Annotated in this window: 23 protein-coding genes; 9 read left to right on the forward strand and 14 right to left on the reverse strand. The window is 36.4% G+C overall.

Going from position 1 to position 21,666, the window contains the following annotated elements; all coding sequences use genetic code 11:
* Nucleotides 1-106: 106 nt before the first annotated feature.
* The 6 genes from LIZ98_RS06515 to LIZ98_RS06540 all read right to left on the reverse strand — a co-directional run bounded on the left by LIZ98_RS06515 (nt 107) and on the right by LIZ98_RS06540 (nt 4,897).
* Nucleotides 107-769, reverse strand: a complete 663-nt coding sequence (locus LIZ98_RS06515; protein ID WP_227138801.1) for a potassium channel family protein — start codon at nt 767-769, stop codon at nt 107-109.
* A gap of 94 nt (nt 770-863) precedes the next feature.
* Entirely contained in the window at nt 864-1,985 is a 1,122-nt protein-coding gene (locus LIZ98_RS06520; RefSeq protein WP_108897873.1) for an N-acetyldiaminopimelate deacetylase, read from the reverse strand.
* 179 nt (nt 1,986-2,164) lie between these two features.
* A complete protein-coding gene (dapD, locus tag LIZ98_RS06525) occupies nt 2,165-2,875 on the reverse strand; it encodes a 2,3,4,5-tetrahydropyridine-2,6-dicarboxylate N-acetyltransferase (protein WP_108897872.1) in 711 nt (236 codons plus the stop codon).
* Nucleotides 2,876-2,944: 69 nt separating this feature from the next.
* Entirely contained in the window at nt 2,945-3,820 is an 876-nt protein-coding gene (locus LIZ98_RS06530) for a transcriptional regulator CcpC (RefSeq protein ID WP_041848643.1), read from the reverse strand.
* Between the two features lie 118 nt (nt 3,821-3,938).
* Entirely contained in the window at nt 3,939-4,394 is a 456-nt protein-coding gene (gene cbpB, locus LIZ98_RS06535; RefSeq protein ID WP_034769464.1) for a cyclic-di-AMP-binding protein CbpB, read from the reverse strand.
* A 263-nt stretch (nt 4,395-4,657) separates the two neighbouring features.
* Entirely contained in the window at nt 4,658-4,897 is a 240-nt protein-coding gene (locus tag LIZ98_RS06540) for a DUF1797 family protein (protein WP_034769463.1), read from the reverse strand.
* 101 nt (nt 4,898-4,998) lie between these two features.
* On the opposite strand from LIZ98_RS06540, the gene LIZ98_RS06545 reads away from it, so the two are divergent.
* The 3 genes from LIZ98_RS06545 (at nt 4,999) to LIZ98_RS06555 (ending at nt 6,854) form a co-directional block, all read left to right on the forward strand.
* On the forward strand, nt 4,999-5,259 hold the full coding sequence (locus LIZ98_RS06545) for a glutaredoxin domain-containing protein (protein ID WP_227138802.1): 261 nt from the start codon (nt 4,999-5,001) through the stop codon (nt 5,257-5,259).
* Nucleotides 5,260-5,515: 256 nt separating this feature from the next.
* Nucleotides 5,516-6,385, forward strand: a complete 870-nt coding sequence (locus tag LIZ98_RS06550; protein WP_227138803.1) for a metallophosphoesterase — start codon at nt 5,516-5,518, stop codon at nt 6,383-6,385.
* Nucleotides 6,386-6,404: 19 nt separating this feature from the next.
* A complete protein-coding gene (locus LIZ98_RS06555) occupies nt 6,405-6,854 on the forward strand; it encodes a YkyB family protein (RefSeq protein WP_095141678.1) in 450 nt (149 codons plus the stop codon).
* Between the two features lie 145 nt (nt 6,855-6,999).
* Here LIZ98_RS06555 and LIZ98_RS06560 read toward each other — a convergent pair whose 3' ends face one another.
* On the reverse strand, nt 7,000-7,476 hold the full coding sequence (locus tag LIZ98_RS06560) for a chemotaxis protein CheW (RefSeq protein WP_227138804.1): 477 nt from the start codon (nt 7,474-7,476) through the stop codon (nt 7,000-7,002).
* A gap of 425 nt (nt 7,477-7,901) precedes the next feature.
* On the opposite strand from LIZ98_RS06560, the gene LIZ98_RS06565 reads away from it, so the two are divergent.
* A complete protein-coding gene (locus LIZ98_RS06565; RefSeq protein WP_227138805.1) occupies nt 7,902-9,041 on the forward strand; it encodes an aminotransferase A in 1,140 nt (379 codons plus the stop codon).
* 93 nt (nt 9,042-9,134) lie between these two features.
* Here LIZ98_RS06565 and LIZ98_RS06570 read toward each other — a convergent pair whose 3' ends face one another.
* The 5 genes from LIZ98_RS06570 to LIZ98_RS06590 all read right to left on the reverse strand — a co-directional run bounded on the left by LIZ98_RS06570 (nt 9,135) and on the right by LIZ98_RS06590 (nt 12,392).
* Nucleotides 9,135-10,010, reverse strand: a complete 876-nt coding sequence (locus LIZ98_RS06570; RefSeq protein ID WP_227138806.1) for an NAD(P)-dependent oxidoreductase — start codon at nt 10,008-10,010, stop codon at nt 9,135-9,137.
* Nucleotides 10,011-10,120: 110 nt separating this feature from the next.
* Nucleotides 10,121-10,387, reverse strand: coding sequence for a phosphocarrier protein HPr (locus LIZ98_RS06575; RefSeq protein ID WP_034769450.1), 267 nt, complete (start codon nt 10,385-10,387; stop codon nt 10,121-10,123).
* 149 nt (nt 10,388-10,536) lie between these two features.
* Entirely contained in the window at nt 10,537-11,277 is a 741-nt protein-coding gene (locus LIZ98_RS06580; RefSeq protein WP_227091112.1) for a glucose 1-dehydrogenase, read from the reverse strand.
* A 195-nt stretch (nt 11,278-11,472) separates the two neighbouring features.
* Nucleotides 11,473-12,069 (reverse strand): cell wall hydrolase, encoded by a 597-nt coding sequence (locus LIZ98_RS06585; RefSeq protein ID WP_375293571.1) that lies wholly within the window; start codon nt 12,067-12,069, stop codon nt 11,473-11,475.
* A 128-nt stretch (nt 12,070-12,197) separates the two neighbouring features.
* Nucleotides 12,198-12,392: a hypothetical protein gene (locus LIZ98_RS06590; RefSeq protein WP_041902485.1), complete on the reverse strand. Its 195-nt coding sequence runs from the start codon at nt 12,390-12,392 to the stop codon at nt 12,198-12,200.
* 339 nt (nt 12,393-12,731) lie between these two features.
* Here LIZ98_RS06590 and LIZ98_RS06595 point away from each other — a divergent pair, with 339 nt between their 5' ends.
* Together LIZ98_RS06595 and LIZ98_RS06600 are read left to right on the forward strand one after the other, a co-directional pair.
* Nucleotides 12,732-12,911, forward strand: a complete 180-nt coding sequence (locus LIZ98_RS06595) for a YkvS family protein (protein WP_041848648.1) — start codon at nt 12,732-12,734, stop codon at nt 12,909-12,911.
* A gap of 346 nt (nt 12,912-13,257) precedes the next feature.
* Nucleotides 13,258-13,872: a CPBP family intramembrane glutamic endopeptidase gene (locus LIZ98_RS06600; RefSeq protein ID WP_227138807.1), complete on the forward strand. Its 615-nt coding sequence runs from the start codon at nt 13,258-13,260 to the stop codon at nt 13,870-13,872.
* 181 nt (nt 13,873-14,053) lie between these two features.
* Here LIZ98_RS06600 and LIZ98_RS06605 read toward each other — a convergent pair whose 3' ends face one another.
* Nucleotides 14,054-15,067, reverse strand: a complete 1,014-nt coding sequence (locus LIZ98_RS06605) for a YkvI family membrane protein (protein WP_309240438.1) — start codon at nt 15,065-15,067, stop codon at nt 14,054-14,056.
* Nucleotides 15,068-15,568: 501 nt separating this feature from the next.
* On the opposite strand from LIZ98_RS06605, the gene LIZ98_RS06610 reads away from it, so the two are divergent.
* Nucleotides 15,569-17,710 carry an ATP-dependent Clp protease ATP-binding subunit gene (locus LIZ98_RS06610; protein ID WP_108897866.1) on the forward strand — a complete coding sequence of 714 codons (2,142 nt, stop codon included), beginning with the start codon at nt 15,569-15,571 and terminating at the stop codon, nt 17,708-17,710.
* 153 nt (nt 17,711-17,863) lie between these two features.
* On the opposite strand, the gene LIZ98_RS06615 is transcribed toward LIZ98_RS06610, so the two are convergent.
* Nucleotides 17,864-18,103, reverse strand: coding sequence for an aspartyl-phosphate phosphatase Spo0E family protein (locus LIZ98_RS06615; protein ID WP_227138809.1), 240 nt, complete (start codon nt 18,101-18,103; stop codon nt 17,864-17,866).
* A gap of 337 nt (nt 18,104-18,440) precedes the next feature.
* Here LIZ98_RS06615 and LIZ98_RS06620 point away from each other — a divergent pair, with 337 nt between their 5' ends.
* Entirely contained in the window at nt 18,441-19,463 is a 1,023-nt protein-coding gene (locus tag LIZ98_RS06620) for an acyltransferase family protein (RefSeq protein WP_227138810.1), read from the forward strand.
* Between the two features lie 215 nt (nt 19,464-19,678).
* Nucleotides 19,679-21,580: an asparagine synthase (glutamine-hydrolyzing) gene (gene asnB / locus LIZ98_RS06625; RefSeq protein WP_227138811.1), complete on the forward strand. Its 1,902-nt coding sequence runs from the start codon at nt 19,679-19,681 to the stop codon at nt 21,578-21,580.
* The last annotated feature ends 86 nt before the right edge of the window (nt 21,581-21,666 follow it).

Consider the following 21,666-nt stretch of genomic DNA (forward strand, 5'->3'; position numbering starts at 1 on the left):
CTACGTCGAATTCGCTTCTTTGCTGGAAATTTATACTTTCTTAACGTATAAAAAACCGCCGCCAAAATTTTGGCGGCGTTTTTGCATATTTACTAATTAATATTCCTTATCCTTGTAACATTTTGATCTCAAACCGATTAATATCGGTATCAGAACCAATGACAATTAAAATATCACCATTTTGGATCACTTCCGTTGCCTGTGGTGAAACAATGATGTCGTGGTGCCTTTTAATCGCCACAATATTAATTCCGTATTTTGCCCGGATATCTAACTGGGCAATCGCATAACCTGCTATCGCTTCATTGACGGCGATCTCAACAACACTATATTTATCAGATAATTCCAGATAATCAAGTACATTCGATGACACCAAATTATGTGCGATTCTTTTTCCCATATCACGTTCAGGATGGACAACTTGATCAGCACCAATTTTACGCAAAACTTTTTCATGGTAATCATTTAATGCTTTTGATGTTACGATTTTTACTCCTAATTCTTTTAAAATAAGGGTAGTCAAAATACTCGCTTGAATATCATTCCCGATTGCCACGATAACATGATCAAAATTGCGGATGCCAAGGCTTTTCAATATAGTTTCATCCGTCGAATCGCCAACGACTGCATGAGTGACAATATTTGAATATTCATTAACTAAGTCCTCATTTTTATCCATGGCCAATACACTCATTCCCAGTTTCGTCAATTCGCGGCAAATACTTCCGCCAAATCGCCCCAAGCCGATGACGACAAATTCCTTTTTCACAAAAATTCCTCCAGGTCTTTCATAAGAATCACAATCACTTCAAAATAATTTTAAATGGATAATGAACATTTCTCAACTGTTTTTAATAACGAAATCATCCATTCCCTATTTGTTGAAAATACGTATTTACTGTTTTTATGCCGGTTTCAATACAAGCTTCGTCGGGGGAAAGCTTCGTACTGTGTAATCCATATTCACTGCCTGCCCCGAGCCAAAACATAAAGCCGGGAATTTCTTTAAGAAAATAACCGAAATCTTCCCCGGTCATCGCTTCATGACATGTCACGAAATGAATATCTGTATGCTTTTTAATCATGTCGATAAACTCGGCAACCATTTTCTCATCATTGTATACTTGATAATAATTTGCCCCATAATCAATGGTCGCTTTACAATCAAATCCAATCTCAATCCCATTTACAAGCTTCTCAATTCTTTTTTTTACTTTTATCATCGATTCCGGTGATAATGTCCTTATCGTTCCTTCCAGCCTTGCCCTTTCAGCAATCACATTTTGGACAGTCCCGGCGGTTAGTTTCCCTATTGTTACGACAACACTGTCCAGCGGGTCGATATTTCTTGAAACAATGGTTTGCAGCCCCGAAATCAATTGAGTGGCCGCAATGACCATATCGTTCGTTCGATGAGGGTAGGCTGCATGACCGCCTTTTCCAACCAGATCAATAAAAAGTTCCGATGTGTTGGCAAATAATAATCCCGGTTTAGTCGCAATTGTTCCCGCAGGATATTCCGGTGCAATATGCAGGGCAAAAATAACATCCGGCCACCATTCTTTGATAATATCCGAACCCAGCATTGGCCGAGCCCCGCCAGGTCCTTCCTCTGCAGGTTGAAAAATAAATAATGCATCATCATCGATCGGCTCTTCAATCAGTTTGGATAAAGCACCTAAAGCAACGGTCATATGGATATCATGTCCACACGCATGCATCCGTCCTTGATGTCTCGATTGAAAAGGAAGTCCGGTTTCTTCCGTTAACGGTAATCCGTCGATATCGGTTCGATAAGCAATTAAACGATTCCCTACCCGACCACTAACTTTTACAAAAATCCCTGTTTTCCACGTCTTAACCTCCAAGCGATCTTGCGGCAGGGAACGAATAAAATCTAATAAATATTTTTGCGTTTCATATTCTTGAAAGCCAAGTTCCGGAATTTGATGTAAATCCCTTCTTATTTTTCTAAAATCAATCATTTTTTGCCTCCTGTCTTCTCAAGGCTTCCATTTGCCCTTTTCGAAAAAAATTGTTGCGATTTGATTGAAAAGTGGCGGAACAGCTCTGGATTATAAAAAGAGCTTTTCCTTATGTCTCGACTGCCATTTATTCAGTCTATACATATGTATCGGAAAAGCTCCTGAAACTAGTTATCCCCTTATAATTGTCTTAACTCCTGCATAATTTCCGTTTTTGATTTCGTTTTTTCATCAATTTCTTTTATTACTTTTGCAGGTGATCCGGCAACGACGGAAAATGGCGGAACATCTTTCGTCACAATGGCACCGGCAGCAACGACGGAACCTTTACCAACAGTAACCCCTTCTAAAATAACGGCATTGGCACCAACCAAGACATCATCTTCAATAATAACCGGTTTTGCAGAAGGTGGCTCAATAACCCCGGCAAGGACAGCTCCGGCACCAATATGGCAGTTTTTACCAACCGTTGCCCTTCCACCTAAAACTGCATTCATGTCAATCATCGTTCCTTCACCAATAACCGCCCCGATATTAATAACCGCTCCCATCATAATGACCGAATTATCGCCAATTTCGACCTGGTCGCGAATAATTGCCCCGGGTTCAATCCGAGCTTTAATATTTTTTAGGTTCAATAATGGAATCGCTGAATTTCTTCGATCGTTTTCAATAACGAAATCAAAAATTTTATCTTTATTTTCATGAATGAGAAGTTCAATTTCGGACCATTCACCAAAAATGACACCGGAATCCCCACTAATGAAAGTCTTTATGTTTTCACCAAAATGAATGTTAGCCAAATCCCCTTTTATGTATACTTTCACAGGTGTAGCTTTTTTACTATTTTGAATAAAAGAAATAATTTCATTTGCGTCCATCGTTTTCATCTCTTTTCCTCCCAAATTTTCCTTTAAGCTGCCTAATAAAGTAAGAATAAATTTCAACAGATTATGAAGTTAATCTTCATGCAAAAAATCTTTGAGCACTTCAACAAATGCATTGACTTGTTTTAATTTAAAGGCTGTACTATACCCTAATAACCATGTGTCCCGACCTATACGTTCATTATTCTCATTCAAAAGTGGGATTTTATTTAGATCCTCACTAACTCCGTGTAAAGTAATCCCCGGTAAAATGGCATAACCAATTCCATTTAAAGCCATCTGCTTACACGTTTCAATCTGGTCAACAATGATGACTCTTTTCGCATTTGTTGCAAAACGTTTGTGCCACCAGTTTTGAATTTCTTGAAAATAATTCGAGTCACTTTTAAACTGTATAAACGGTCGATTTGTTTTTGATACATCATCGATATGATTAATTTCTTTGTCCACCAAGTAAAGATAGTCCTTAAACAAATGCTTTTTAATTCCCTTCCATTCCGGGGTCCCTCTAATAATACCGATATGAACTTGATCTTCATAAATTGATTTCAAGATTTCGCTGCTCCAACCGGTAATCAGTGATATTTTCGCATGCGGATATTTTTGGACATAACATTTTAAAACTTGGGGAAGCCAGTTTTGCCCAACAATGGATGCACAAGCAATTTTTAACGTTCCATGGACTTCGGATTGGAGCGACTGAATCTCTTCTTTTACCATTTCTTCCATGGCAAGTACTTTATTAGCAAACTCAATGACCTTTTCCCCGGCCGGAGTTAATGTTAACCCTTTATGAGAGCGAATAAATAAAGAAGTACCCCATTCCTTTTCAATTGATTGTAAACGTTGCGATAAAGCAGGTTGAGTGACAAAAAGTCTTTCTGCAGCTTTTCTCATATTCATTTCATTGGCCAATACTGACAGGAGTTCCAATTCCGTAAGATTCATCTGTTCACACCAAACCTATTTAGTTTTATCTGAAGTAACTTTATTCTATCATCATTATCCCGGAATGGGAATGGATTTGCTATACTTTAATACAAGAAAAGCTCCCAAAATTCAGGAGCTAATCAGTTTCTTTTACATTCAATTGATGGACAAGCGCATTTAACTGTTTCAAGACAACACGGCGGGTTAAAATCCCTTCAAAATAACCTTCTTCGTCCACGGTACAAACGAACGGGTGATTAATTAATAATTTCAACCCCTTCTCTAACGGATCCTTCACGGTAAGAGTGGGAACATTCCGGTTCATGACATCTTCCACAACTAAATGTTCCAACTTCTCGAACTCAATTCTTTCCAAGCCCATAATTGCATCCAATATTAACGGACTGGATATAAGTCCATGAAATTTATATGCAGGATCAAGTACCGGAATGGCTGTATACCCTGTTTTTGTTAATACCAATAAAGCATGTTCAAGATTATTACCGATTTGTACATGTGCAACCCGTTCGGAAGATATAATAAAATGTCCTATATTTTTCCCTAAAAACTCTCCTGTTTGAAGATCCATCATGTGCAAAATCTCCTCAAAATGATTTTTCTAACCAGATCTATTTTATCATACTGCGTAGAAAATTTCCGTTTTAACAGGAGACTTTCTTAGATGGTTTTTTAGACATATTTTTACATCATCTGTCATTATGTAGAAAAATGGGATTATTTAAGAAGATCAATATCCAAACGACTTACGAATATGTTATGCAAGATTTTGCAATAGCAAATTTAGTACGATAAAAACATGTCCATTCATCATAAATTTTTACAAAAGTAAGATTCTTAAGATTCCTCGCCTTGCAGCAAATCGAATATTTCAATTGCAACCATGTCAATATTATCAAATTGGAATGCGTCCGTTTTTCCATCTTCATTAAATATTTTCAGTTCAAAGGATTTAGTCTTCGCATAATAATTCACTTTACATTTTCGGACCCCATTTTGTTCAAAATATCGCTCAGCATCTTCCATACTTTCTTGCATTGTTTTTAATCGGGTCAAAATCCCTTCTAATAAAGACATAATTATTTCCTCCTAATTCTATGTCGAGTATAATATGAGTAGCACCATTTTCCAAACTTCATAAATTTATTAAGAACTTTCTTTTGGAAAGGAGAACTTCTGTGAAACCGATTATTTTATATTCACAACCGGATTGTCCACCATGCGAAATTACCAAGAAATACTTACAGGAAAAAGGAATTCCGTATATTGAAAAAAACGTTAAAGAAGATCAACATGCAAAAAATGAGTTAGTAAAAAAATTTAAATCGTATTCAACACCCACAGTCGTCATCGGGGAAAAAGTTTTCTCCGGCTTTCGTATTAATGAAATTGATGCGGAATTATCAAAGAGATCCCTAACCAATCTCGATGTTGAATAGATATATTATGTAATAAAAAATAAGTCAATGCAATGATTAATTCATATATCCTTACATTTCCACTATTGACACTAAACTATTCAAAAGACTTTCGCTCGGGATAACCGGCACACTTATCCGGTATACCGGGAAAAAATAAAATTAACTTTGGCAGTATCGGTCTTTTTCACTTCTGCAACTAGATGATGATTTTTGATGCAAATTTTTCTGTATTTTGGTAATATATAACTAGATATTCTTTTGGATTAGGAAAATGATGATGGACTTACACAAACAAATACCAAGACGTTCTTTTTTAAAAAAACTGGGAAAAGTGATTGCGGGTTCTGCTTTAGTAGGAATTGTGGGACAAGCTTATATGAAATATATTGAGCCAAATTGGATTGAAGTAACTCGTCAAAATATTAACCATCCACTTATACCTCCCATATTCAATGATTTTAAAATTGTCCAATTTAGTGATACACATTTAGGATTTCAATTAGATTTTGACCATTTTGAGAAAATCATTCAAACGATTTCAAAAGAAGAACCCGATCTCATTATTTTTTCAGGTGATCTTGTTGATAATCTTCTCTCATTTTACGAATACGAAGAGATTATTATTTATTTAAATTATCTTCAGGCACCTTACGGGAAATTTGCAGTTTACGGCAACCATGATCACGGTGGTTGGGGAACCGATAAATACAAACAGATCATGGAAGCATCTAATTTTAAGCTGTTAAGAAATGAATCTCAAAACATCAAGATCGGAAATGATGGGGAAATCATTATTGCCGGTATTGATGATGCCATGCTTGGTCAACCGGATTTTGAAAAAACATTCAGCTCAATTCAAGAGCGCTACTTTACATTATTAATTTCACATGCACCCGATTTAATTGAGGACGCCAAACATTATCCGGTCGATTTTCAAATTAGCGGTCATACCCATGGTGGACAAGTTCAGTTGCCATTTATCGGACCATTGATTACACCACCCTATGGACAAAAATATGTTGAGGGTTCCTACGATATTTCTGAACATCTCAGGCTTTATGTCAATCGGGGACTTGGAACAACGAGATTACCTTACCGACTCTTATCCCGTCCGGAAATAACCATCTTCACTTTGAAAACATAAAAGAAAAGGAGAGTAGATGATGCAACCTTCTAGTGAACAAGCGACCAACTTCCCAACTGAAATTTTATCTAAAGCACTATTCATCGTAAATCGTCATGCAAAAACGGCTATTGATTCAAAATATTTATACCAATTAAAACATGCTACTATAAAAAAAATGCTGGCAGAAGGAAAGGCAAAGAAAATTGGACTGCATTTCTCACGTAATCCGAAATTCAGTCAACAACAGCTTGATGTGCTTATTTCCTGTGGTAATTATTATTTTCATATTCCCCCCACAAGAGAAGATATCCATAATCTAACACATTTAGGAAAACTGGATGACCATTTCCGGAATCCGAAAACAATTCTCCCTTTGAAAGAAGCCAAAAAAATTTTGCAATTATATACGGGTATTAGAAAAAACGAAAATCAAAAAAGGCAGCGACCACGTTACCAACAACCCTTCTTCAAAAGATTGGGTGAATAATATCTTGTACAACCTCAACACATAAAACAACCAGTCAGAAAGGGAGTATTTCTGACTGGTCCAACGATTGAAGAACGGACCATCGTTCATTCTCTATAATCTTTTGGCAAGCAATAAGGTATCATTACCGGCTATAGGTTATCTGCTACATTTCCGGTTCATTCAAAGCAATGATTTCGTTAAACATTTTCTCAAAATCAAGCAGGAGGACAATCTGCTCCTGATTTCTAATAACTCCGCTAACAAACTGATTCCGATTGCTTAAATCGTTCGGCTTCTCAATCTTTGTTACTGATAAAATTTGTTCTACACCTGAGACATGAAAAATTGCCCGCTGTTCGCTAATTTCTGTAACGATAAATCGATCCTGTTCGCTATTTTCTTGCACCGGAATTGACAGGAACATGGCTAAATCAATTACCGGTAAAACTTCTCCGCGAATATCGGTAATCCCTTCAATATATGGTTTTGATCGCGGAACAGGTGTCACTTGAGTGGGCATAATAATTTCATTTACATTCTTTACCGGTATACCAAAAAACTCTTTGCCTAAATAAAATTCAACCAGCATCATTTCCTCAGGCAAAGTTACCGTATTCTGATAATTTTCATTCGTTTTCATGTTAATTTCCCTTTCTCTATCATTATTCCTTCTTTTATTTTACTTTACAAACAAGAAAAATAATAGATAAATCCACTTTCTTAATAAATTTCTGCCACAATAGCGGGATACATTGCATTGGGGGAAGGTTAGTGACCGTTTGTGCGGGATAAAGTGAAACTTCCATCAGGGGGGGCATCCCCACTGATGGTTAGTTGAACCAATCGGGCACTTAAGGGCACTTATCTTCTACTATTCCATGTTTGATTGCCTTTACATTGGGAAAGATTTCGTGATCTTTTGTACGTTGTGTGGGGTAAATATAAAGAAACTTACATTGATTATCCAGAAAGTCACAAATTAATCAATATGTGTAAAGTAGTTAAAGCAAGTTTTCCTTATATATGGTATGATATTACTGAGACTGCTTAAGGAAAGGGATCATGATGGAACAATTAATCAACCCAAATGTAAAGAATATTCAAATCTCGGGGATCCGTAAATTTTTTAATATGGTTGAAGGTGTTCAAAACGTCATTTCACTTACAATCGGTCAACCGGATTTTCCCACGCCTTCCCATATAAAAGATGTTGCAAAACAAGCAATTGACCAAAATTTCACTTCATATACAGCGAATGCGGGTTATTTAGAACTTCGAAAAGCAGCAAGTAACTATGTCAAAAGAAAATATCGTATCGTTTATCATCCTGAGTCAGAAATCATTGTAACTGTAGGAGCCACTCAAGGGATCGATATTGCTTTAAGAACAATCTTAACTCCAGGAACCGAAGTTTTATTACCTGGCCCGATTTACCCCGGATACGAGCCACTCATTAAACTAGCCGGAGCAAAGCCGGTCTATCTGGATACACGAAATACAGGTTTCAAAGTAACGGCTGAAATGATTGAAAAAGCAATAAATAACCATACGCGTTGCCTTATTCTCCCCTACCCTTCCAACCCTACCGGAGTAAGTTTAACGCGAGAAGAATTAAAAGAAATTGCTGAAGTTGTAAAAAATAAACCGATTTTTGTCCTTGCCGATGAAATTTACAGTGAATTAGTATACGAGAAAGAACATGTTTCAATTGCAGAGTTTATACCTGAACAGACAATTGTGATTAACGGTTTATCGAAATCCCACTCCATGACAGGGTGGCGAATCGGTTTTGTCTTTGCACCCGCTTATTTAACAAAGGAAATGATTAAAGTACATCAGTACAATGTTTCTTGTGCCAGTTCTATTTCACAAAAAGCCGCAATAGCAGCATTAACAACCGGCTTCTATGATGGAAGGTTAATGCGTGAAGAATATGTGAAAAGAAGAGACTATGTTTATGAGCGGCTAATAAAATCGGGCTACAATACCGTTCTTCCCAACGGTGCTTTTTACTTTTTTGTAAAAATACCGACAAATTTTCAATTGAATTCTTTCGATTATTGTTTAAAAATGGTAAAAGAAAACGGGGTGGCCGTCGTACCGGGAAGTGCCTTTTCTGAATATGGGGAAGGGTATTTCCGACTCTCTTATGCATGTTCGATGGAAAAATTACAAGAAGGACTAAACCGGTTACTTGATAAATAAAAAAATGGGCGATCCATAAAAGGACTATTTTCAGCTTTTATGGCGCCCTTTTCTTTTCACCGAATGAAAGACCGTTTGCTTCGGTTTTCAAATTCATTGCCAATATTTATACAATGCCTGGGTTCCGCTATTTTCTTCACCCATTTTCGCCAACTTTTCGTACATCTGTTTTGCCAAAGTCAAACCGGGTAAGTCAAGATTCATTTTTTCCGCCTCATTTAGTGCAATCGTCATATCTTTAATAAAATGCTTTATAAAAAAGCCGGGACTGTAATCTTCTTTTAATATTCTCGGTGCATAACTGGAAAGAGAAAAGCTTGCAGCCGCACCGGTCGAAATTAAATCAACAACCTTTTGAACATTTAATCCTGCTTTTTTTGCATAAATTAATGATTCACAAACACCAATCATTGTAGGAGCAATGGCAATTTGATTTGCCATTTTTGTATGTTGCCCCGATCCTGCTTTTCCAAAATAGGCGATATTTTTCCCCATCAATTGAAATAGTGGTAAAACAGTATCAAAATCTTGTTGGTCTCCGCCGACCATAATGGCAAGTCTGGCTTCCTTGGCTCCGATATCACCACCCGAAACCGGTGCATCAAGAACATGTATTCCTTTTTTCTTGCCTTCCTCATATAATTTTTGAGCAAGCGTCGGTGAAGAGGTTGTCATGTCGATAAAATATGTATTTTCTTTTCCGTTTGTAATTAAGCCGTTTTCCCCTAAATAAACTTCTTCCACATCATTAGGTGTTCCGATTATAGTAAACACATATTTTGCCTGGTGAGCAATTTCTTTCGGTGTCGCAGCCCAAATCGCACCTTTGTCTAGTAATTCAGCTGCTTTTTCTTTTGTTCTTGTATAAACATATAACGGGTAACCACCATTTAAAATATGACCGGCCATGCTTTTACCCATAACGCCTAATCCAATGAAGCCAACAACCGGTCTTTGCTTATTATCCATTGTCCTTACCACCTCATTTTTTTAAAATCGCTTATAATCTCATTTTATCATATTACATAATTAAAAGGGCGGACTATATAAACAGCCCGCCCTTAACAATATATTATTTATTATTTTGCTAATCCTTCTTTTGTTATTACTTCTGTTAATTCATTCATTGCCAATTCTTCATCGTTTCCGTCAACGATGATCGTAATATCTGCATCTTTTCCGATACCTAAAGACATAACACCCATGATTGATTTTAAATTAACTTTTTTTTCTTTATATTGTAATGAAATTTCCGACTCAAATTTACCTGCTGCTTGTACTAATAATGTTGCAGGACGGGCATGAATACCTGTTTCTGCGATTACTTTAAATTTTTTTTCAATCATATAAGTCACTCCTCAATTCAATTAATTTTAAAGTATGTAAAAAACTTGGCATGATTTATTATATCATATCATTTGATAAATTGTTCACTATTGGAGCTTAATAAATTAAATTTATTGAATCGATGATAATTTAACCCCATTTCCTATAATTATTCTTCATAAATCATTTTTTTCGTCATCCCTCCGTCTATGGTAATATTTTCTCCACTGATAAAATCATTTTCCGGATTTGCTAAAAATAAGCAAGCACGAGCAATATCAGCTGGTTCGCCAACCCGACCTGACCAATGTTGTTTATGGTCGCGCTCAGATAATTCCGATTTATCTCCGGTATGAATCCAACCGGGGCTGACCGAGTTTACGCGAATATGATAGGGACTCAAACTTGCAGCTAAAGCATGGGTAAGGGCAATGATTCCTCCTTTGGATGCAGCATACCCTTCTGTATTAGGTTCTGACATAAATGCCCTTGTAGAAGCAATATTAATAATGGAACCGCCAGTTTCTTTCATAAATCTGGCAGCTTCTTTTGAACAAATAAATGCACTTCGTAAGTTTGTATTAAGAATATCATCCCATTCTGCAACAGACATTTCAAATAATGGAATGAATTTTGAAATACCGGCATTATTAATTAATACATCAATCCCTCCATATTTTTGGATAGTGAATTCGACAAGTCTGCGAATTTCTTCTTCTTTTCTCATATCTGTTTCAACAAAGAAAACTTGCTTTCCAGATGCCAATAATTGTTTTTCCAATGTTTTTCCCGCATCAACATCTACATCCGCTACAACAACATTAGCGGATGCGTTTGCAAAAGTTTGGACAATGCTCCTCCCAATCCCATTAGCACCACCTGTAACGATAACCGTTTTATTTTGAAACATCGACCCATTCCTTTCTGTTGATTTAAATAGTCAAAGAAACTTTTCGTTGTTAACTATATACTTTACGCCTTGTTAGTCAACTTCACTCTTATTATATGTATAAATCAAGAGTTTTTCATCTACATTGGAAAAAAACAAAGTAAATAGCTAAAAAAAGGGCTGTATAATATACAACCCCTGTGTGATGCTAATCATTTATTTCGCAAAAACGTGGTTACCGATTTTGACTGTAACTTGTTTTGAAAAAATCCATTTGCTTGTACTAGTTTTAGGGTTATAGAAATACAATGAGCCATTTCCTTGCCCTCTAAATGCTAAAGCTTCCTGTACTGCTCTTTTCGATTCAGCATCAGCCGGCTTATTAATTTCACCGTTAGCCACCGGTGAGAATGCATAGTACCCGTTATCAATTTGATAGATTACGTCTCTGACACTGTTTGGAAAATTCGGGTTGTCAACGCGATTCAAGACAACGGTTGCAACTGCAACTTTCCCTGCATATGGCTCACCTTTTGCTTCTGCAGTAACAAGTCGGGCAAGCAAATCTTTGTCACTGCTTGATAAACTGTCAGGCAATGAAAGTTTTTGACCCGGATAAATCTTATCAGAGTTTAAGTGATTCATAGACTGGAGGATTTGAACAGGAACTCCATTAGTTTGTCCAATTTTATAAAGTGAATCGCCACTTTTCACTGTGTAAACTGATGCAGCTTCTGTTTGGTTTGTACCGAAACCGATTATCGCAAACATCGCCAGCATTGTGATCATCGTTTTTATTACTCTTTTTCCCATGCTTCAAGAGCACCTCCTATCAATTGTACATATCCTAGGTTAACAAGGAATCTAGTAGAATTCATTAGTAGAGGAATGGCTAATTTACCGTTATTTGCCAAACGGAGGTGCACCGGATAGGAAAATAATCAACTTCTTGGTTCTTCCATATAATAATAAATTACATTTCCACTGTGCTGGGCAACACCGCGGAAATGTTTAAAGTCCGGGCGCTCAACCAAATATTTACGGAAAGTCAAAAAATCGCTTTTTTCAATTAAACATTCATTTATTTTGCCTGAAGCTAGTTTATCAAGAAGTTCGCGTGCTGTTTCTTCATCCATATGTTATCCCTCCTATGAATCTTTTTATAATGAATAGTGGAAGAAATATTGAAATGTAAAACATCAGTCAGTATAGGCGCAATATCAAAGAACACAATAAATAGCCTACATCTTGTGACAACGCTTGTGTGAACAATATCACGCCCCCAGTCTAATCGGACGTAGGCGGGCAACCCCTTTTCTCAACTGTCTTCCTCGTTGACAAATTTTGCCGGGATTTTGTCTATCCCGTTAAAAGTTTCTCGGATTTTTAACTAAATTTGTCATATGTACTTTACTTTTAAAAAGATCTAGTGCAAACTAATTTATAATTATAATTAACCAAGGGAGAGAAGTAAAATGAGAAAAGCTGCAGTTGGGAATGTAATCGAATTCAAAAATGGTCTTCGTGGAGTTGTCGAGAAGGTCAATGAAAACTCTGTCATAGTGAATTTAACCTATATGCAAAATTTTCGAGAAATGGATTTGGATGAAAAAACAGTTGTTAATCACAAAAACTACATAATTGTTGATGAATAACAAAAATGTAGGACGTTCACCGGTATTTGTACACTTTTACTGAAAAAAATTTTCCTTTTTCACACTGCTTCAAAACAACTATCCATAACGACCTCCTCGTAAAATATACAGTGAAAACTTCAATCAGTGGGGAATCTACCTCACTGATTGTTAGTTGAGCCAATAAGGGATTTATGGGTACGCATTTCCCACCCTTGCTTCTTTGATTTATGAGGGAAGATTTAGAGAACGTTCATGCAGAGTACTTTTTCTCCTCACTCCTACTTTATATTCACTACTTTTTTCATTTTTCTCCTTCATAAATTATGCTAAAATATATTTATGTTTTGAAAGGAGCCTCGCAAATATGACAAAGACATTCACTGATTGGAGATTCCTGTTTGGACTTGCCATAGCCCATTTACTAATATTTTTCGCCTTTGATCAAGCAAAAGTTTTTTGGTATATCTTAACAGGCGCTATGCTTTTGTTAATTGCTTACTCGATTTTAAATGAAGATATTGATGATCAATTATCACTCGGACGCTATTTACTTTACGGAATACTGTCCGGCTTTATGCTCTATGCTATTTTTTGGCTTGGCGATACCATTGTCCGCTTAATCAACTTTACTTATTTTAAAAATCAAATTACAAGTTTATATCATTTATATTCACCTAAAGTGATTTGGCATTTTATTGTTTTAGTACTGATTTTAATACCCGGTGAAGAATTTTTCTGGAGAGGATTTATTCTCAAGCGTTTGCTTAAAGACAACCAAATTTGGCCGGCTGTCATTGTATCTTCCTTCCTTTACGGTTTAGCACAATTATATTCAGGATCAATTGTACTTTTTTTAGCCGCTTTCATAGCAGGAATCGTATGGGGAGCTCTTTATGCTTGGAAACGCAGCCTGCCGCTTATTGTCATCTCACACTTAACTTTTGATTTACTATTATTTGTCTTTTTTCCATTACGATAATAAAAATATAAGATTTTTTCGGCTTTGATGTATTCCTGTAGCGTTCCTTGTGCATTTATACTTAGAACTTAAAGTTTTCCGCTACGTCGAATTTGCTTCCTTGCCAGTAATTTATACTTCCTTATCGTATAAAGAAGGTGCCCCGGTTACCCTGTCCTTTAACCGGGACACCTTTTTTGTATTATCGTATAATTAATAATAAAAGAAAAACTAGACTGATATAACCAAATAAAGGATATAAAAAAGACAGCAAAGTTCCGTAGTCCACCATGCTGATGGCAAATGCAACGGAAAGAATGGCCATTCCAATTGTTAATGTATTCCCCGGTATTTTCCTTTTCACAAACCGCTCTAAACCATATAAATTGCCGACAACCGATGTAAATATCTCCCCGTAAATGACAATGATAAATAGGAAATGGAATGATGTGGCCAGAGTGTTCACCATGACAGCCATTGGTATTTGAAATTCGGTTAAAGATGGAAGCTGAACCAGGGTGACGTGACTTGAGATCAAAATCAATGTCAAGGCTAGTCCACCGATCACTCCCCCCCTTTTCACAGTCTTCTTATCACCGATTTCGGTGGCAGCCGGTACAAGTACAGCTGTTGCCAAGGAAATATTAAATGCAGTATAAGCAAAACTATCAATGATTGCCCCCCATGTAAAATGAAATCCTTTTGCAACATTTCCCATAAAGTCAGGTAAATGGAAAGCAAGATACGCTAACAGAAAACTAAATAATATTAAAACAGGAACGACAAGCGTATTAACCCAAACCAGCCCCCTTGTCCCAATCAAAAGTACAATTAACGTAAAAATGATGGTTATAAGGATTCCAGCCATTTTAGGTAAATGCAATTGTTCCTGAAACACACTTCCCGCCCCGCTTAACATGACAGATGTTACCCCTACTAACATGACAAACATGATAAGATTGATCACCGGTGCGAAATATGGTCCAAAAATATGTACATTTAATTGTTGAAAACTCCTCGCCTGTAATTCGATCGCCAATATCATGATTTTTACACCAAAACCGATAAAACAAAGGCCGGAAATACAGATACCAATTAAACCCATAAAACCATATTGGGAGAAGAACTCAACAATTTCTTTACCGGTTGCAAATCCTGCCCCAACAATCGTTCCTACATAGATAAAGGCCAATTGAAAAGACTTTTTCCAACTCACCAAACTCCCCCCTCCCTTCATCTTATGCCAAGGAGTACAAGGAAAGAACGGTACTAAATATTTCACAAATAGGTATTTCATCCATCGAAGTACTTGTATCTGACAAGAAAGAACGATACAAATTTTTCACTGTTTATTAAAAATTTTTATAGCAAAATACTTGAAAGTCAAAGATGGTCAAAGTATAATATAGTCAGAAGGTCAAGGATAGTCAAAGTCAAACAATTGACAGGTTATATACTTCATAAAGAAAACTGGCGACTGCCGAGCCTTTAGGTGAGAGCAGAGCCGTAGTTCAGCGAAAAAACATTTTCGCTTGCGAGGTAATGCTACCGAAGTCTTTCTAGTCACCGAAAAAATATAAAATTTTTTCGGCTGCGATGTATTCCCGCGAAGCTTTCCTTGTGCACTTATGAGTTAGGAAAGTAGAAATTGAAAAATTTATACTTTCCTATTAGCTAAATAAAAATAGATAATTCTTTTAGTAAGGAGGTTTGTACGATGTTATGTCAAAAATGTCATAAAAATGAGGCAAACATTCATTTACAATTTTACGTAAATGGAAAACAAACTGAGTATGCTTTATGTCAAAAATGCTATCAAGAGGAACAAGAAAAATCAAATTCTTCTTTGAAAAATTTCATGGGAAATGCAAACCCGTTTTCACAAATGTTTGGAGGTTTTGTTCCGTTTGGCAGCCCAATTGATGGTCAAAATGGGGTAAAAACGCTAACTCGGCAAACATCCGGCGGTCGTGGTGGCTTCCTTGATCAATATGGAAAAAACTTAAATCTTGAGGCAGAAAATGGCAAAATTGACCCGGTTATTGGTCGGGATGAAGAAATTAAAAAAGTAATTGAAATTTTGAACCGTCGTAACAAAAATAACCCAGTGTTAATCGGAGAACCTGGCGTTGGTAAAACAGCAGTTGTAGAAGGTTTAGCCTTGAAAATTGTTGCAGGCGATGTTCCGATGAAACTTCGGGGAAAACAAGTTTACCTGCTCGATGTCGCATCCCTCGTTGCCAACACCGGTATTCGCGGACAATTTGAAGAACGAATGAAACAATTAATTGCCGAAGTACAAAATCGACCGGAAGTGATTCTGTTTATCGACGAAATTCATTTGATTGTCGGTGCCGGTTCTGCGGAAGGTTCCATGGATGCAGGAAATATTTTAAAACCAGCTCTTTCCAGGGGTGAACTGCAATTAATTGGTGCAACAACCTTGAAAGAGTATCGTCAAATTGAAAAAGATGCAGCTTTGGAACGGCGTTTTCAACCGGTTCAAGTTCATGAACCTTCAGTCGATGAAACAATTACAATATTGATGGGATTGAAACCGAAGTATGAAGAATATCATCAAGTAAAATACTCTGACGAAGCCGTTCGTGCTTGTGTCAACTTGTCTCATCGCTATATTCAAGACCGCTACTTACCGGACAAAGCGATTGACTTACTTGACGAAGCCGGTTCTAAAATGAATCTCGAATCAAAAACATTAACACCGGCTTATATTGAAGAACGCTTAAAACAAATTGCCGTAGAAAAACAACAAGCCCTACAAGCTGAAAACTATGAACTAGCTGCAAAATTACGTGATGAAGAACAAACACTGGAAAATCAGCGCAGCCAAGCAAAAGATGCAGCTACACCAATTATCAATGTTGATTTGATTCAACAAATTGTTGAGGAAAAAACCGGTATCCCGGTTGGCAAAATCCAAGCCGATGAACAACAAAAATTAAAACATATTGAAGAAAACTTAGCTGCAAAAGTAATTGGTCAGGCCGATGCGGTTCGTCAAGTAGCTAAAGCCATTCGCCGCAGTCGGGCCGGATTAAAAGCAAAAAACCGTCCAATCGGTTCGTTCCTCTTTATCGGTCCTACCGGTGTTGGGAAAACTGAATTGGCCAAAACCCTTGCCGAAGAATTATTTGGTACAAAAGACGCAATGATTCGCTTGGACATGAGTGAATATATGGAAAAACACAGCGTCTCTAAATTAATCGGTTCACCGCCTGGCTATGTTGGTCATGAAGAAGCAGGTCAATTAACGGAAAAAGTCCGGAGAAATCCGTATAGCTTAATATTATTGGATGAAATCGAAAAAGCACATCCGGATGTTTTACAAATGTTCCTGCAAATTTTGGATGACGGGCGTTTAACAGACAGCCAAGGTAGAACCGTAAGCTTTAAAAACACGGTTATTATTATGACAAGTAATGCAGGTCAACATATAAAGGATATTCGCGTCGGTTTCGGTATATCTGATCAAACGGATGAATCATCAGTAGTTGAACAATTACGTGATTACTTCAAACCGGAATTTCTAAATCGGTTTGATTCCATTGTTCAATTCCATTCATTATCAAAAGAAGATTTGTTACAAATTGTCGATTTAATGTTAGCTGAAGTTGTAAATCAATTAAAAGAAGATAATAAAACAATTACTGTTAGTCAGGAAGTGAAAGAAAAACTGGTTGACCTTGGCTACAATCCTTCTTTCGGTGCACGGCCATTACGTCGGACCATTCAAGAGCAATTGGAAGATAAAATTGCCGATTTCATTCTCGATGAACCGGACGTACACCATTTGAAGGCAATACTTGAAAATGGCGAAATCGTTATAAATGCTGAGTAAAAAAAAGGTATGGAATCGTTATTGATTCCATACCTTTTTTATGAAGAATCCCCTTTTTTTGTCAATCATGCTAATGTCCCAGAATATAGGGTATTTATGAAAACACCCGCTAGTCGAGAGAATGGAGTTGTTATGAATTAATTTCCGTTCTTCCTATGCTGGTAGGGAAGAAAGATCAGGGTGGGCATTTATACTAAAACTAGCGGTGGGGTACTCCCTGATCTTAGGAATTCGAAAAAAACGTTGATATTTATTTAGTAAATTGTCTAGTTCTTGGCTAGACTTTAACGTCTTTTCATTGGTAAAGCCATATTGTTTAGCTATTTCAATCATTTGTTCACGTTTTTTCTTAATTTGTTCTTCCATTTCTCTTTTGGTCATTTCTTCACCCACTTTTGTAATCCTCCTACTTTATCCTCTCATCCAATAAAATTTTGTTCCTATGACATTTAACCAAAATTATTACATAATGTAAAGAGAATCGGCAAAAATAGACAAAATATTCCCTTTTCACCTTATTTATTGAGATTACATCCCCATTAATTTAGTGTCACTATATTTCCAGACAATATAGAATGTTAAATTCCTTTTACAAGCAGGATTGAATTTTATAGAAATAGTAACCTACTTATAATTTATATCGGCAGAAAATGAATGTATAATATATTATTAGTTATTTCTTAAACCGCCTCAAGAACAGTTATTTAAATAAAAATAGGAGGTTTTTCCATTGAGTAAACAGCGTGATTATTATTTTGATAATGGAAAGTTCCTGTTAATTTTCTTTGTTGTGTTTGGCCATTTAATTCGTTCCTTTATTGAAGATAATGAAATTTTATATGCCCTGTATAAAACAATCTATTCCTTTCACATGCCGGCTTTTATATTGGTATCCGGCTATTTTGCCAAAGGATATTTTGAAAAAGGATATTTCACGAAATTAGTCAAAAAGCTGCTCGTACCATACTTGATTTTTCAAATTATCTATTCGGTATACTATTATTTCTTACTTAGTGAGAAAAGCTTATCCATCAATATATTTAATCCTGAATGGTCTTTATGGTTTTTAGTTAGTTTATTTTGCTGGCATTTGTTATTGCTATTATTTACAAAAATGAATCAGCCTTTTGGGTTTATCCTTTCTATAATCATTGGAATTTTGATTGGATATATTGATTTTATTGATGAGTATTTGAGCCTTTCCAGAACTTTTGTCTTCTTCCCGTTCTTTCTGCTCGGTTATTACTTAAAACGGGAACATTTTTATTGGTTAAAATCGAAAGTCGCTATAAGTTCCGCTACTATTATTATAACTTCGGTGTTTGTCCTTTTCTATCTGTTTCCTTTAATGGATTTTGAATGGTTATTCGGTTCTAAGCCATACAATCATTTTGAGACAGATATGACTTTCGCATGGTTGCAAAGACTGTTCATTTATGGAGTCAGTTTAATTACCTTATTTAGCTTTTGGGCATTCGTTCCAAGACAGCATTATTTCTTCACAAAAATTGGAAAATACACGTTGTATATCTATTTATTACACGGTTTTATTATTAAATATTTTCGTGGTTCAGATTGGGAAAAGTGGATTGCTAAAAATCATTCCGTTTGGATTTTAGCAGTTTTCGCTCTCAGTTTGACTTTACTGTTGTCGAGTAAATTCGTGCGTGTTCTGACCCAACCGATTATTGAATTTAAATTAGCAAATTGGTTTTCCTTGTTTAAACAATTTAACAGAAGATTATTTTCATAGTTGATTTATAAGGAATACATGCAGCTTATTCTTCTATGCTGCTTTCTCATTGACTAAAATCTTCAAGTGAGTGTTTGACACACGAGTAATAGTGGTAATCATACCTAGCAAGCAAAAAAGATTTATGCTAGTATAAGGGAGTGGATTTTTTAGTGAACTTTGGTTAATCCATCTAATCAATGATGTAAATCTTTTTGAAGCAGGTGAAATTTGTTATGTGTGGTTTTATTGGCTGTGTCCATGAAGAGGCACAGAGTTACAGCAACGAACAAATCAATCAGTTTAAAAAAATGAACGATATCATTACCCATCGCGGTCCCAATGATGAAGGTTTCTTTTATGATGAACATGTTCAATTCGGGTTTCGGCGATTAAGTATCATAGATCTCGATAATGGGCACCAGCCGCTCTCCTATGAAAATGAGCGATACTGGATTATTTTTAACGGCGAAGTTTACAACTATATTGAAATTAGAGATGATTTAATTAAACAAGGACTCTCTTTTGAAACAGAAACAGATACTGAAGTGGTGATTGCTCTATACAGTCTGGAGAAAGAAAAGGCCGTAAAAAAACTTCGCGGCATGTTTTCATTTGTCATATGGGATAAACAAGAAAAAACATTATTTGGTGCAAGAGATCCGTTTGGAATTAAACCGTTTTTCTATTGTTTGGATGGTGACCGGATGTTTTTTGGCTCTGAAAAGAAAAGTATCCTTATGGCACTTGAAAATGATGTATTAGATTTTGAAGCATTGCAACATTATTTCACTTATCAATTCGTACCGGAACCCCTCTCCATGCATGACGGGATAAAAAAACTGGAACCCGGCCATTATTTTACAAAAAAAATTGGCGAACCAATCGATATCAAACAATACTGGCGTGCTTCATTCCATCCGGTACATAAATCGGAGGAAGAATGGAGCAAAGAAATACGTGAAGTATTATATGATTCGGTCCGTTTACACATGAGAAGCGATGTTCCGGTCGGATCCTTCCTGTCCGGCGGGATTGATTCGTCAATAATCGCTTCCATTGCAAAGGAATTTCATCCATCCATTCAAACATTCTCGGTTGGCTTTGAACGGGAAGGGTACAGTGAAATCGATGTAGCAAAAGAAACGGCGGAAAAAATCGGTGTTGAAAATATTAGCTACGTTATTACACCGGAAGAATATATGAAAGAGTTACCGAAAATTATGTGGCATATGGATGACCCGTTAGCAGACCCGGCTTGTGTACCGCTTTATTTTGTCGCCAGGGAAGCAAGTAAATATGTGACTGTTGTCCTTTCAGGTGAAGGTGCTGATGAACTGTTCGGCGGATATAATATATACCATGAGCCACAATCACTAAGGATGTTTAACCGCATGCCCGGAGTTTTAAAATCATTTTTAAAATTAATTGCGCAAATCATGCCTGAGGGGATGCGTGGGAAAAGCTTTATTGAACGCGGTGTAACACCGATGGAAGATCGGTATATCGGTAATGCAAAAATGTTTACTGAAGAAGAAAAGCGGACTCTGCTCAATGTATACAATTCAAATATTAATTATCTTGATATTACACGCCCTTTATATGAAGAAAATAAAGGTAACGACCCGGTAGAACGAATGCAACATATTGATATCCATACATGGCTTCGCGGCGATATTTTATTAAAAGCGGATAAAACGACGATGGCCCATTCATTGGAATTACGCGTCCCATTTATGGATAAAGCTGTTTTTGAGGTCGCTTCAAGAATCCCATCAAGCTTAAAAACAGCCAACGGAACAACAAAATATATTTTACGGAAGGCAGTTGAAGGGATTGTTCCTGACCATGTCTTAGATCGAAAAAAACTTGGCTTTCCTGTTCCAATCCGCCATTGGTTAAAAAATGAAATGAACGATTGGGCAAAAAATTTAATTAAGGAAAGTGATACAGATCATTTAATTAACAAAAAGTATGTGCTCGATTTACTGGATGCCCATTGTGCGGGAAAAGGCGATTACAGCCGGAAAATCTGGACCGTTTTAATGTTTATGCTTTGGCACCAAATTTATATGGAAAAAAAATATTCCTTTGAACAGGAAGTCTTCCGTGAAAAAAGTCCGGTAAAAGCGAATTAATGTCCAAGAAAAAAGACAAGGCAGTAACAGGAATCATCCATCTTGTTACTGCCTTTTTGGATAGATAAAGCATAGGAAAGTTAATT

It is taken from the genome of Caldibacillus sp. 210928-DFI.2.18 (genome assembly GCF_020554505.1).
Lineage (GTDB): Bacteria > Bacillota > Bacilli > Bacillales > Caldibacillaceae > Caldifermentibacillus > Caldifermentibacillus hisashii.